10 protein-coding genes are annotated in these 14,311 nt (G+C 41.4%); 5 read left to right on the top strand and 5 right to left on the bottom strand.

Going from position 1 to position 14,311, the window contains the following annotated elements; genetic code table 11:
• Positions 1-118: 118 nt before the first annotated feature.
• A complete protein-coding gene (locus ABKW31_RS18800) occupies positions 119-2,011 on the bottom strand; it encodes a M1 family metallopeptidase (protein ID WP_348618126.1) in 1,893 nt (630 codons plus the stop codon).
• 179 nt (positions 2,012-2,190) lie between these two features.
• On the opposite strand from ABKW31_RS18800, the gene smrA reads away from it, so the two are divergent.
• Positions 2,191-2,775 carry a DNA endonuclease SmrA gene (smrA, locus tag ABKW31_RS18795; protein WP_348618125.1) on the top strand — a complete coding sequence of 195 codons (585 nt, stop codon included), beginning with the start codon at positions 2,191-2,193 and terminating at the stop codon, positions 2,773-2,775.
• 87 nt (positions 2,776-2,862) lie between these two features.
• Here the strand turns inward: smrA and ABKW31_RS18790 are convergent, their stop codons facing one another.
• A complete protein-coding gene (locus tag ABKW31_RS18790; protein WP_348618124.1) occupies positions 2,863-3,000 on the bottom strand; it encodes a hypothetical protein in 138 nt (45 codons plus the stop codon).
• Positions 3,001-3,291: 291 nt separating this feature from the next.
• Positions 3,292-7,191 carry a phosphoribosylformylglycinamidine synthase gene (purL, locus tag ABKW31_RS18785; RefSeq protein WP_348618123.1) on the bottom strand — a complete coding sequence of 1,300 codons (3,900 nt, stop codon included), beginning with the start codon at positions 7,189-7,191 and terminating at the stop codon, positions 3,292-3,294.
• A gap of 163 nt (positions 7,192-7,354) precedes the next feature.
• Here purL and mltF point away from each other — a divergent pair, with 163 nt between their 5' ends.
• Together mltF and ABKW31_RS18775 are read left to right on the top strand one after the other, a co-directional pair.
• A complete protein-coding gene (mltF, locus tag ABKW31_RS18780) occupies positions 7,355-8,836 on the top strand; it encodes a membrane-bound lytic murein transglycosylase MltF (protein ID WP_348618152.1) in 1,482 nt (493 codons plus the stop codon).
• Between the two features lie 341 nt (positions 8,837-9,177).
• Positions 9,178-9,330 (top strand): hypothetical protein, encoded by a 153-nt coding sequence (locus ABKW31_RS18775; protein WP_348618122.1) that lies wholly within the window; start codon positions 9,178-9,180, stop codon positions 9,328-9,330.
• On the opposite strand, the gene tadA is transcribed toward ABKW31_RS18775, so the two are convergent.
• Positions 9,327-9,824 carry a tRNA adenosine(34) deaminase TadA gene (gene tadA / locus ABKW31_RS18770; protein WP_348618121.1) on the bottom strand — a complete coding sequence of 166 codons (498 nt, stop codon included), beginning with the start codon at positions 9,822-9,824 and terminating at the stop codon, positions 9,327-9,329. The two genes, ABKW31_RS18775 and tadA, sit on opposite strands and share 4 nt — an antisense overlap.
• Positions 9,825-10,022: 198 nt before the next feature.
• On the opposite strand from tadA, the gene ABKW31_RS18765 reads away from it, so the two are divergent.
• Positions 10,023-10,256, top strand: coding sequence for a hypothetical protein (locus ABKW31_RS18765; RefSeq protein ID WP_348618120.1), 234 nt, complete (start codon positions 10,023-10,025; stop codon positions 10,254-10,256).
• Positions 10,257-10,463: 207 nt separating this feature from the next.
• On the top strand, positions 10,464-12,068 hold the full coding sequence (locus tag ABKW31_RS18760; protein ID WP_348618119.1) for an HD domain-containing phosphohydrolase: 1,605 nt from the start codon (positions 10,464-10,466) through the stop codon (positions 12,066-12,068).
• Positions 12,069-12,076: 8 nt separating this feature from the next.
• On the opposite strand, the gene ABKW31_RS18755 is transcribed toward ABKW31_RS18760, so the two are convergent.
• Complete coding sequence (locus tag ABKW31_RS18755; protein ID WP_348618118.1) at positions 12,077-14,308, bottom strand: adenylate/guanylate cyclase domain-containing protein; 2,232 nt, start codon at positions 14,306-14,308, stop codon at positions 12,077-12,079.
• Positions 14,309-14,311 lie beyond the last annotated feature (3 nt).

Here is a 14,311-nt window from a genome sequence, read left to right as displayed (position 1 = left end):
AAATCTTTTAGTATTTCGTTATTGTCATCGACTAAACAATAATTTTTTGCTGGTCTAAAAAGTAAAAAGCCTGACATTACTGTCAGGCTTTGCTTATCTACATATCCAATATGAGTACTTATTCTACAAAGCCTTCATTGGCTTTCACCGTTAGTGGGTGGTAAGCATCTTTTGCTTCGGCAAAGGCTTTTTGTGCCATCTTTTTACCCTCAGGCGTTTCTGATAAGGCCTTATACAGAGGTTTCACTAACTTGTTACGGCCAATAGACACTAAGTAGTCATGTAAACGCGGGAACGCAGGCTCGTACCAGTTTTTAACGCCCATCAACAACCAACTATGGGCGATTTCATTGTTGTGACTCTGGGTTAAAGAGAAGGCTGCATCAAGTTCAGTAAGTTGTTCTTGAGTTAGTTTTTCTGGCATGTTGTTCAGGAAATATAACCATTGATGCGTGGCCCATTCAGTCACCAGAATGTCTTTGGCGCTAATCTTACCCTCTAACCAATCGTTGCGTGCTTGATCAACTACGGTAAATGCATCTGATTGCGGTTCTGGTGCTCCTGCAGGTACCCCGGGCGCGTGTATCCACTCATTAATTCTAGCCATAGACAGCACATCACTGTGTGGTTTAACTAAGTTAAGCTCTAAGTAGTCTACAAACTGATCAGTGGTAATACTTTGAAAATTGAAGTGCTTGAAGTATGCAAGTAAAAATTTATCAAACTCGGCTCTACCGACTTTTTGCTCTAGCTCACGTAGAAACAAGGCTCCTTTTTCATAGGGAATATTGCTGAAAACATCGTCAGGATCACGGCCACGTAAATCGATAGCTAAGATTTGATCATCGGCCGGTAGGGTATCGATATCTGCTTGCAAATCTTGTCTGCCTAATACCGCTTCCATAGCAAACCGTTTTTCACCGTAGACCATTTCCATAATGCGATAAGTTAAATAGGTGGTAAAACCTTCGTTTAACCAAAGATCACGCCAGGTAGCATTAGTGACTGTATTGCCTGACCAAGAATGCGCGAGTTCATGGGCAATCAAAGAGACTAAGCTTTTATCACCCGCTATAACCGTGGGAGTAATAAACGAAAGTCTGGGGTTTTCCATACCTCCGAAGGGAAAAGACGGCGGTAAAATGAGCAGATCATATCGATCCCAACTATATGGGCCGAAGGTTTCTTCAGTGGCAATTAACATAGACTCTGTATCTTCAAATTCCGCTGCTGCGGCATCTAAGATAGACGCTTCCGAATAGACTCCTGTGCGCTCTCCCATGGCCTTGAAATGCAAATCCCCGACAGCTAGAGCTATCAAGTAGGAAGGAATCGGTTGCGGCATGGAGAACTCATACTCACCGTCTCTTGGGGTATTTGGATCGTTTGCGGCACTCATAACAGCCAATAGTGCTTTAGGGGTATGGATCTTGGCCTCATAGGTTACTCGTACTTGAGGTGAATCTTGCAGTGGAATAAAGCTTCGTGCATGAATAGCTTGTGATTGCGTAAACAAAAAAGGCTGCTTTTTACCGGCAGTTTGCGCTGGCGTTAACCATTGTACACCCGAGGCTTGCGGTGAAGTATGGTACTCAACCTTTACTGTGTTGCCCTCTAGAGGCAGTTCAATTGTCAGTGCAGCTCCTAAAAATGAGTCTTGTGATGACAGTACATAGGGAATGTCTTTGCCATTTGCCGTGACATTTAAAATGGTCAAATCGCGAGTATCAAGTACTAACGTTTTGGCTGAGAGATCAATTTTTTTATAATCGAGCTCTACACTACCACTCAATATCTTTTGCTCGAAATCGACGTTTAAATCTAAAAGCAAATGAGTCACTTTTACTTCATCTGGGTTAGCAAATGAGTGGTAGTCTTTACCTACTTGAATTTCATTCGCTAACGTTTCACTTGGTTTCGCTTGCTCTGTTTGTTCGTTCTTAACACTGGGCGAACACCCCATTAAAAAAGAGCAGCAAATCAAAGTACTGACTATCAATTTTGTTGTCATTGTTATTCCTGATAAAAATACTGAACCATAAATTCTGTCACATTCGTATCAACATCTAAACAAACAAATGCATACTAATTGCAAATTTCAGTATTAGCTTGAATTTTTCTCGGCTAACCTTATACAAGGATGCTGAAACAATAATCATTACTGAGTCAATCGATAAAGAGATTTTTAACATGTCACAATATGAAGATAACGATGACATTGATTTTTATGCACAATTTAGTGATGTCGTGCCATTGGCCCAAAATACCGTTGAATTTGTTCCGCCTGCAAAAGATAATTTAGCTAAGCAACAACGACGTCTAGACATTGAACTGAGTATGCAGTTAGCTAACAATCATTTGAGTGTTGAATGTTTACAGCCCATTGATCCCTACGATCATCTGTCTTTTAAAAAATCAGGGGTACAGCAAGGCGTGTTTAAAAACCTCAGAATGGGCAAATACAATATTGAAGGGGTTATTAATTTACAGAATCAAAAATTTGAACAAGCACGTAGTGGAATATTTAAGCGCATTATTGACGCTTACAAAAGCGGTAGCAGAACCTTGTTGATTAAACATGGCATTGGTTTACACAACAAACCTTTGCCTGCAATGTTAAAAAGTTATGTTAATCAATGGCTAACAGAGATGCCCCAGGTCATTGCCTTTCATACCGCGATGGCTCATCACGGTGGCAACGGTGCAACTTATGTTTTATTGAAGAAAAATGATGAGCAAAAAGCAGATAATCGAGAACAATACCGTAAGCGATAGTCCTCTTTGAAGAAGCGTTAATTAAGAGTATTTGTTAGTTGTGTGATAATTGTTGCATTATCACACCCCATCTAAAATGCTAGTTACTTAACGATTTTGCTCTTGAGTTTGCGAAACTTGGGTTTGATCAGAATTAGCAGATGCACTGAAAATTGCGGCAACAATGAGAACTACTACAGTGGCAAAGACCCCAGCTAAACCAAAGCCTTTATTTGAACGATTCATATCCGTCTCTTATTATTATATTTGTATTACACGCTACTGATGTAATACCTCGTCAGACACAAACTTCCATTTACATTAATTTAACAAACAGATAACACATTCCCTGTCAATAGCGACCGAAATATTAGAGGGTATTTCACTGATTTACAAGGGTTTTAATTTAATCAAGTAAAAAATAATTTTTTTTATGCTTTTTTGTTTCAACTTGCCCATTTTAATTACCCATCTAAACCATATATCATTAATCTAGATGGGGTTTATTCGTTTTAAACTGCAAAATTGCAGTATTAACTAGCCCAGATAAACACGGGCATTTCTAAACATACGCATCCATGCACCATCTTCTTGCCAATCTTGTGGGTGCCAAGAGTTAGCGACGGTTCTAAAAACTCGCTCGGGATGCGGCATCATAATCGTTGCACGGCCGTCACTGCTAGTTAAACCGGCAATCCCAAAGGGTGAGCCATTGGGATTGGCTGGGTAACGCTGAGTAACCTGCCCATAATTATCAACATACTGTAAGGCGATCGCATGGTTATTTTGGGCCGCCAATAAATCTGCGTTAGTCTTGAACTCAGCTCGTCCCTCACCATGTGACACGGCGATAGGCATTCTTGAGCCCTGCATGCCATCAAAGAAAATGGAGTTATTTTTCTGAATTTCTACCATTGCCACTCGCGCTTCAAAACGTTCAGACTGATTAGTCACAAAATGCGGCCATAATTCTGCGCCGGGTATGAGTGATTTCAAATTCGACATCATTTGGCAGCCATTACATACCCCTAAAGAGAATGAATCAGGACGCAAGAAAAAAGCGGCAAATTGCTCTCGTACTTGCTCATTAAACAAAATAGATTTTGCCCATCCTTCTCCTGCGCCCAATACGTCACCGTAAGAAAAACCGCCACAGGCCACTAAACCTTGAAAGTTAGCTAGGGATTGTTGATTGGTCAAAAGGTCGCTCATATGCACATCTACAGCCTTAAAGCCGGCACGGTCAAATGCAGCAGCCATCTCAACATGTGAATTAACGCCTTGTTCACGCAATATGGCAATTTTCGGCGCAACACCCTTAGCAATATAAGGGGCAGCCACATCTTCGTTAACATTAAAGCTTAATTTGGCATGCAAACCTGGATCCTTTGCATCCGCTTTTGCTTGATGTTCTTCTTGGGCACACTGGGGATTGTCACGTAATTGCTGCATGTGCAAGGTCGTTTGCGCCCAGATTTGACGATAATGCACCCGGCTATTGGCTAAAATCACCTGACTATTGTGACGAATAACAATTTGGTCAGTGCTATTTAAACGACCAACGCTATGCACTAAGGAGCCAAGTCCCTGCTCTGCCAATACACTCATAACACGAGCCTTGTCTGCTGGGCTTACTTGAATAACTGCGCCTAATTCTTCATTGAATAAACTGGCCAATGGCTCACCTACCAAACTGTCTAATTCGATATCGATCCCGGTCCGACCCGCAAAGGCCATTTCCACTAAAGTGGCAAACAATCCGCCATCTGAGCGGTCATGGTAGGCTAGTAATTTTTTCTCATGTACCAGTTGCTGAATACCTAAGAAAAAACCTTTCAGTAATGCGGCTGAATCAACATCAGGGGCAACATCACCTAGTTGTTGGTAAACTTGGGCCAAACAAGAGGCCCCTAAACGATTTTGACCTTGGCCTAAATCGATTAGCAATAACTCGGAATCGTCAACTTGGGTATTTAATTGCGGAGTCAGGGTTTTACGCACATCTTGCACGGCACCAAAGGCGGTGATCACTAAAGACAAGGGTGATGTAACAGCTTTTGCTTCGCCCTTGTCTTGCCATGTGGTCTTCATTGACATGGAGTCTTTGCCCACAGGAATAGTTAAGTCCAAGGCGGGACATAACTCTTCACCAATAGCCTTAACCGCTGCATATAGCCCCGCATCTTCACCGGGGTGGCCTGCTGCTGCCATCCAATTTGCAGATAAATTAATACGTTTAAAATCACCGATGTCAGCGGCAGCAATATTGGTTAAAGCCTCACCCACAGCCATTCTTGCAGACGCGGCAGGATTAAGTAAGGCAATGGGTGTGCGTTCGCCCATCGACATAGCTTCACCTTGATAGGTATCAAAAGCACTGGCTGTCACACCTACATCAGCCACCGGCACTTGCCAAGGACCTACCATTTGGTCTCGACATACCATGCCCGTGACCGAGCGATCACCAATACTGATTAAAAAGGTTTTTTCAGCCACGGTGGGTAAATTCAAAATCCGCTCAGCCGCTTCAGCAAGCACCATAGATTTAGTATTAAGGCTTGTCGACTCCGCCTTAGTGGTGACTACGTCCCGATGCATCTTGGGGGTTTTACCCAACAGTACATTTAGCGGTAGATCGATAGGATTGTTGTCAAAATGGGGATCAGTTACGGTCAAATGTGCTTGCTCAGTCGCTTCACCGACGACCGCAAAAGGAGCACGTTCACGCTCACATATTTGCGCAAACAGTGCTAAATTTTCTGGTGCGACCGACATCACATAACGCTCTTGTGATTCATTACACCATAGCTCCATGGGTGTCATACCCGCTTCATCATTGTGCACTTTACGCAAGTCGAATATGCCTCCGCGGCCCCCATCATTGATCAATTCAGGAAAGGCGTTCGACAATCCGCCAGCCCCAACATCATGAATAAATTGAATGGGGTTGTTTTCTCCTAACTGCCAACATTTGTCGATAACTTCCTGACAACGACGTTCCATTTCAGGATTGCCGCGCTGTACAGAAGCAAAATCAAGATCTTCAGTGGACTGACCGGAAGCCATTGAAGAAGCGGCTCCACCACCTAAACCGATGTTCATAGCCGGTCCGCCCAGTGCAATCAATTTAGCACCGACGGTGATTTCACCTTTTTGAATATGCTGTTTACGAATATTGCCTAAACCACCAGCCAACATAATGGGTTTATGATAACCTCGGACCTCTTCACCATTAAAGCTAGTCACTTTTTGTTCGTATGTTCGGAAATATCCCAAAATACTTGGACGACCAAACTCATTATTGAAAGCGGCACCACCTAAGGGGCCATCCATCATGATGTCAAAAGCACTGACGATACGTTCGGGTTTGCCATAATGGGTCTCCCAAGGTTGAGCAAAACCCGGAATATTAAGGTTAGACACGGAAAAACCAATTAAACCCGCTTTTGGTTTAGAGCCGCGGCCCGTTGCTCCTTCATCACGAATTTCACCACCAGAGCCAGTCGCAGCACCTGAAAAAGGTGAAATAGCCGTAGGGTGATTATGAGTTTCAACCTTCATCAGAATATCGATATCTTCATGGTGATAACGATATTCGTTTGAGCTAGCTTCTGGGAAAAAGCGCCCTGCAAAATTACCTTCCATCACAGCCGCATTGTCTTTGTAGGCAGAGTGAACGTTAGCGCCGCATTGCTCGTAAGTATTTTTAATCATTTTGAACAATGATTTAGGCTGCACTTCACCATCAATTGTCCAGTCTGCATTAAATATTTTGTGACGACAGTGCTCAGAGTTTGCTTGGGCAAACATATATAATTCGATGTCATTAGGGTTACGACCTAAGGCCACAAAATTTTCAACAAGATAATCAATCTCGTCGTCAGCTAAGGCCAACCCCAAGTTACTGTTTGCCTCAACTAAGGCTTGTTTACCACCAATCAGTATATCCACCGATGATAAGACTTGCGGTTGTTCCTGCTTAAATAACACGCTAGCTTGTGCAATTTCACTAAATACTGACTCTGTCATACGGTCATGGATAAATGACTTGAGCTCTGCTACTTGCGTAACGTTAAGACCTTCAGCGTCCACATAATAAGCAAGTCCTCGTTCAATACGATTAACCTTTGTTAAGCCACAATTATGAGCAATATCACTAGCTTTGGAAGACCAAGGAGATATTGTACCTGGGCGGGGAGTCACCAAATATAAGCTGCCTTGGGGTTCATGTTGTTGAATTTTAGGCCCATAAGTCAAAAGTTGTTCAAGTACATTGTGTTCTTGTTCGGTTAAAGCATCGCTGCCTGCTTCAAGATGCACAAAATGAACAAATTCAGCGTAGAGCTGCTTTATTGGTAAACGGGCAGAAGCAAATTGGCTTACAAGTTTATCAATACGAAAATCAGACAGAGCAGGTGTTCCACGAAGCACTAACATAAGGTCATTACCATTTAGCAAGATTGACAATCAATAAGATTGTTCAATCAGGTGAGAAGGAATTTTTTAAGGCGCGGATTATAGGGTAATTCGCATCAATTGATAAGCGCTTGATGACTATAAAGCAGTCTTTTCTCGGCTAAAAATCCGATAAAAACTAAAGCTGGATGAAAAGCAATATTTTGTACACAATAGGTATTCTTTCAAAGATGTCGGAGAAACGGCTATTCTAGTTCGATTTTGTAATATTGGGTTTCTGCTGTTGATGTTGTGCGCGTGTAAGGACGACAGACAATCAAATAGTCTGAATGACGTACTTGATTCTGGTGTTTTAAAGGTAGGCACAACCTATGGTTTAACCACTTATTATAATGGAGCAACCGGCCCGGTTGGCTTTGAATACGAATTAGCCGATGGCTTTGCCCAATATCTCGGTGTCAAATTAGAAGTTTTTCCCTACTACACCCTCAACGAATTGTTTCCACAGCTGCAAAACCAACACTTAGACCTTATTGCCGCGGGCATTAGTGTCAGTCCTGAAAGAGCCAGAAAATTTAAATTTGGCCCGGGTTATCAGCGGGTAAGTGAAAAATTGGTGTTTAAACAAGGTAAAATTTGGCCTCGCGATATTAGTACTTTAAATGGCAACCTTTTGGTGGTGTCGGGCAGCAGTCACAGCGAATCACTCAGGGCTTATCAACAACTCAATGAACAACTAACGTGGCAAGAAACCGATGATAAAGATGTCGAAGAACTACTCGAAATGGTACTGAGTGAAGAATTGGATTACACCATTGCTGATTCTAATATATTGGCTTTGATGCGCCGTCGTTATCCCGAACTTTCTATTGGGTTTTCGGTTAGCCCCGAGCAGGATATTGCTTGGGCAGTGAATAAAGAACAGGATGATTCATTGCTCGCAGCCCTCATAGAATATAAGGGTATCATTCAAAGCAACGGTGTTTTGGCCACATTAGAAGATAAATACTTTGGACACTTGCGCCAATTTAATTACGTCGATACCGTAGAATTTATCAAGGCTGCCAAACAAACATTACCGACCTATCGTCCTTGGTTTCAAGCTTATGCAAACGATCTGGATTGGCGACTTATTGCAGCTATGAGCTACCAAGAAAGTCATTGGCAACCCGATGCTGTATCCGTAACCGGCGTTCGTGGCATGATGATGTTAACCTTGGATACTGCAAAAGACTTAGGAATTGAATCCAGACTTGATCCTGAACAAAGCATCAAAGGTGGTGCGACATATTTGTCTAATTTGAACCAACGCATTCCCGATCGCATTGAATACCCTGACAGACTGTGGTTTGCTTTAGCCGCCTATAACATAGGATTAGGTCACTTGGAGGATGCAAGAGTATTAACTGACCGCCAAGGAGCGAATCCAGATTTATGGATAGATGTTAAGATTCGCCTACTGCAACTTAGACAGAAAATATATTATAAAACAACAAATTATGGTTATGCTCGGGGCAATGAAGCGGTCATTTATGTTGATAATATTCGTCGTTATTACGATAGTTTAGTGTGGTTAGATGAACAGCAGCCAGATATAGCAGTAGAAGCTAATTTAGCTACTGGCAACGAACAAGAAGACCCGTCCTTAACAAATTCCATCGAGTAATCCCCCGCTGAGCTTGGTATTTATTGTATTTAAACAGTCAGCCAATTAAGCGACTAAGCAATACAAGATATTTGAAATTGACAGACCTGCAGTCTGCATATTAATACTGCATTATGTACACGCTAGAAATAAGCCGACATCACTGTAATTTATCTCCTTGGTGAACACTTACCGCCTTTTCTATCTCACTAAATGGAAAATAGTTGAATTATTTCAATCTTCTAGATAGTGTCATATTCCAGCAATATTGTGCTTGTAAAGTCGTAATTGAACTTTTTTAAGTATAAGTGTCTATATATAAATAATTAAATACCGTTATAAAAAACTAATAAGGAGAATAAATGAAAAAACGTCACAACATGGTGAGTAGAACTCGACTTACCAACACCAGTCGCAGACGGCAATTACTGAAACGTTTGCATCAAAAGGTAACGATTCGCCGTCAACAATTTCAAATTTGTGAATTCAACAGCGATCTGGCTGAAGCCTGTTAATCAACATTCAGCTTTATCGCTTTCTTCTGTGCCCGGCGTAATCTAAAAAAATCCGATATCTTTTCAGCACAAGTTGCCCCAAGCACCCCGCCTAGCACCTCAATTTGATGATTTAACTGTGGATTAAGCACTAAGTTCATTACGCTACCTGCCGCGCCTGTTTTGTAATCAGCAGCCCCATAGACTAATCTCGAAATTCGACTGTGCACCAATAGTCCGGCGCACATAGGACAAGGTTCCAAGGTGACATACAGCGTCGCTCCAAGCATACGATAATTTTTTAATATTTGACCCGCTTGACGAATAGCCATCATTTCAGCGTGAGCCGAGGGATCATGTAAGGTAATTGATTGGTTCCAACCTTCAGCAATAATTTTCTCGTTCAAAACCAGCACTGCACCCACTGGGACTTCGCCTAAGGCTTGTGCTTTATCGGCTAACGATAGTGCATGAGCCATCCAATAAGCATCTTGTTCGTCATTTTTTGTCGTCATCGTTTTATTACAATCTAAAATGTGGTGTATTTGATTAGTTAGTTGGTGATATTGACCAAATTAAATTTCGGAAAACACCAACATAAAAGGTTAAGCTATTGAAATATATCAATAATAAAATTTTGGTCAATTATTTGCTTTGAATAAGACATAAGCATAAACTTTTTAATCATAGAGACAAGCAAAAGAGGAAGGGAAATGAATATGACTGCAATCGCAATAGTGGCAATCGTTTGTTGGGCCATTGTAGAGTTGGTTAACGGCACTCGTAGTAAAAAAACCAATAAAAAGGACGACCTTAAGAATACTGAGTTGCAACAGCAATTAGTCACTCTAAAGGAACGGGTTGAGACGCTAGAAAGAATTGTCACCGATGAAAAGTACGATCTTAATCGTCAATTTAACGAATTGAAAAAAGACCGCGTCGCTTAGGTATGGCGAGAGATGCTGAAGCATCAACCGTGGCTAAGTGTCTTTGCTCAATGTAAAACATTGCACGAGTCTTAAGCAAATTAAAAGTAGTTAAAAGCGCCTTGAGAGGCGTTTTTCAGTTTTTGATGGTTTTAAATTGTCTTTACTATTGAATTTTTGAGGTTAAGAAGCGATAAATAAGGAGGATAAATTAGCGAGGACAGTAGGATGCACGTAAGCCATATTTTAAATGAGTTTCTTAACGTTAGTGTCGCGTTGTCTGGTGAGAAGAATACCAGCAAATTATTGGAATCTATCTTACTGTCAGCTAAAAAGTTGGCCAATGCTGATGGAGGTACCATTTATTCGGTCAATGAAAAAAATGAGCTGGTTTTTGATACTCTGTTTAATGATACCTTAAAACTCCATTTGGGCGGCTCATCAAACAGCATCACGAGCTTAAAACCGATCCCTATCTATATTGATGGCGAAACCAATATGGGCGCCATTGTTGCGCAGGCAGCGGCAACGGGTCAGGTTATCAACATTGATGATGTGTCCAAGGCCAGTGAACTGCATCAAATTCGTTCAAAAACCGTTGACCAACAATACAATTATCATACTCAATCTATTTTAACGATCCCCATGAAAAACCATGAGGGAGATCTCAGTGGTGTGCTTCAACTAGTTAACGCACGGGCTGATAATAGCAAAGCAATTATTCCCTTTAGTAAAGACTTATCACGCACTGTTGAAGCGCTGGCATCTCTGGCATCGGTCGCCTTAACTAACCGACAATTGATCGATAATATGGAGGAGTTATTTCAGGCATTTACCCGTTTAATTGCAAAAGCCATTGATGAAAAGTCACCTTATACAGGGGGGCATTGTCGTCGCGTGCCAGAGTTAACTATGATGATAGCTGAAGCTGTACATCGCCATGATCAGGGTCCGATGGCAGAATTTAAAATGAATGATGCCGACCGTCATGAGTTGAATTTAGCTGGCTGGATCCATGACTGTGGCAAGGTTGCTACTCCAGAATATGTCATGGATAAGTCTAAAAAGCTCGAAACAGTATTTGACCGAATTTCCTTAGTTGAAACAAGATTTGAATTAGCTAAGCGCGAAACAGAATTATCTTATATGAAAAAGCTACTAGCAGAGCAAGATGTTGAATTAAAACAAGCACTGCAAACAGAACTTGACTCAAAGCTCGCTCGATTAGATAGCGATCTACAATTTGTCGTCAACGCCAATACTGGTGGCGAATTTATGAAGCCTGAAGATCAAGAATATTTAAGCCAGATTGCGCAGTCCTATACGGTTACCTTACAAGGTAACAAAATAGCACTTTTAAGTGACAACGAAATATACAATTTGCGCACCGCTCGAGGTACCTTAAATCCAGAAGAACGTACCATTATCAATCGACATATGGATATTACCGTTGAAATGTTAGATACCCTGCCATTCCCGAAACATCTTAAACGTGTGCCTGAATTTGCCGGTGGTCACCATGAAAAAATGGACGGTACCGGTTATCCCAAAAAACTAAAACGTGAGGAAATGTCAGTCCCTGCCCGAATAATGGCTATTGCCGATATTTTTGAAGCGCTGACGGCTGCAGATCGCCCATATAAAGACGCTAAAAAAATTAGTGAGTGTTTAAAAATCATGGGGTTTATGAAAAAAGACAACCATATCGATCCCGATCTATTTGATGTGTTTATTAAAGAAAAAGTATATGAACAATACGCACAAAAATTTCTTAAACCAGAACAAATGGATGAAATAGATTTAACTAAAATACCCGGATTCACCCTCAATTAACTTGTGGATTATTTGCTTGTGTGGATGAAACTGCCGTCCCAATTATCGGACGGCGGGTGTTGTAAAAAATACTCGAATCGTTTTTTATATAACTCGACTAAATGCTGATTATTAAAGGCGGGGTTCAGTTTACCTAGCTCAGCCAATGCCTCATTGAACTGTCTGGCAAAATAGTAAGTTAAAATACGATTAAATTGTTCACAAGCGTTTTGAGTTTCCTTTGATAGACTGGCTGCTAGGGGCGCGTATATGGTCACAGGTTCCGCTTTACCTTTCACCTTAACCTTATCAATCAACAAATAGCTAAAATCTTGCGCCTGTAATCGCGTGCTCTCACTGACTAAGATATCTACCCCATAAAATTTAGTTAATCCTTCTAATCGTGACCCCAGATTCACAGCGTCACCTATTACAGTATAGCTACGGCGAAAGTCTGAACCCATATCACCGACATTCATCTCACCGCTATTAATACCTATGCCTATTTGCGCTTCAGGTTTATTTTGTTGTTTGAATAAACGATTCAATTCATCCAATTGCTGCAACATACTAAAAGCTGCTTTCACCGCCTTATTAGCATGCTGAGGCTCGTCTAGAGGTGCCCCCCAAAACGCCATTACCATATCACCGACGTATTTATCTATGGTGCCATCAGCTTGCAATATACTGCGGGTAATGGGCGAAAAGAATTGATTTAGCCATTGTTTAAGTTCACCAGCTGTCATTGTTTCTGAAATAGAAGTGAAACCTCTTATATCGCTGAACATGACAGAGAGTTCTTTCTTTTCTCCATCTAGCGTAACAGATGCGGGATCAAGTAATATTCGGTCAATATGGGCGGGAGGTACATATTGATCAAAAATGGCTTTAACCTGACGACGTTTCTTGTTCTCTTGGAAAAAACCACGACTAATATAGAAAACAGTCAACATCAGTATCAATAATAAGACACTAAACAGCGGTAAATATATATAAAACTGATACCACAAAATAAGATTAATACTGATAATACTAGTGGTAATTAAAACACTAAATAAACCGGTTAATAAGGGACTACGCTGGCTTAAAAATACTATACATAATAAACCTACAAGCAGCAGTTGCAACAACATCGCTTCCGCCCACCAATCAGGTCGATAAGGAATTATCTGTGGAGCAATAAGAGCATCAAACACGGTAGCCTGAATTTCAACCCCCGGAAATCCTAATGCAACAGGTGTAGCTCTTAAGTCGGCAAGGCCAGTGGCTGAAGTCCCCACAAACACAACCGCTTGTTCGAAGCGCTTGTCCCGTATTTCACCTCGAATAATATCTGCTGCCGATGTATATGAATACGTGCGAGGTTTACCTCGGTAAGGTACAAAAATCTTTCCCTCATTGTCAGTGGCAACCCAAGTATTACCAATATTTAAGCCACGTAAATAGGCCTTGTTTTGATGTGTTTGCCAAACTGGATCGACCTTATCAATTAAACTGTATACCCTAAAGGTTTCCAAGGCCAGTGAGGGGTAAAGCTGACCATCCAATTGGGCTAACAAGGCCACACGTCTTACAAAGCCATCAGCGTCTTCAAAGGAATTCAAAAACCCCTGACCCGCTATCACGTCAGCAAATGGTTGTAAAACCCCCGCGTAACCAGTGTACTGAGGAATATCGACTATTAAACCGCTTTGATTTTGGGTAAGACCAAGGTTAGTTATGGCTCCTACTCGCAAAGGCATCTTCGTTTGAGTGTCATTATCTTGGTGCAAAAGCACTGACAGAACCACTTCATTGGTCGCCATAATACTGGCAAATTGTTGGTCATAGTCAAACTGGGTAATCAAGGCTTCACGTTGTTCTTTTTTCAGGGTAGTTAAATGTTCTAGCTGGCTCAAGATCGAAATTGCTGGATTGATTTGTGGTTCTGAAAATAGCACATCATAAGTAATGACTATCGCACCCAACTCTGTCAACTTTTGCGTTAATTGAGCAAAAATATCACGAGGCCAAGGCATGCGGCCGACGGTGGCTAAGCTGTATTCGTCAATATCGACGATTTGTATATTAGTGACACTTTCAGACCAAGGCGGCAGATGTTTGATTTTTATATCATAAATCAAGCCATCTAAGCGTTCTCGAGGAAGTTGAAATACTGACACCGCTAAAAATTGAAATAGCAACACAGCCATAACAAGCAGTAGGGGCAGACTGAAACGTATTGGATTTTTAGCTATTTTTGTTAAACGTTTGTGCAACAAGCA

It is taken from the genome of Paraglaciecola sp. 25GB23A, from assembly GCF_040012495.1.
Lineage (GTDB): Bacteria > Pseudomonadota > Gammaproteobacteria > Enterobacterales > Alteromonadaceae > Paraglaciecola.
This window is presented reverse-complemented; position numbering and strand designations above follow the sequence as displayed.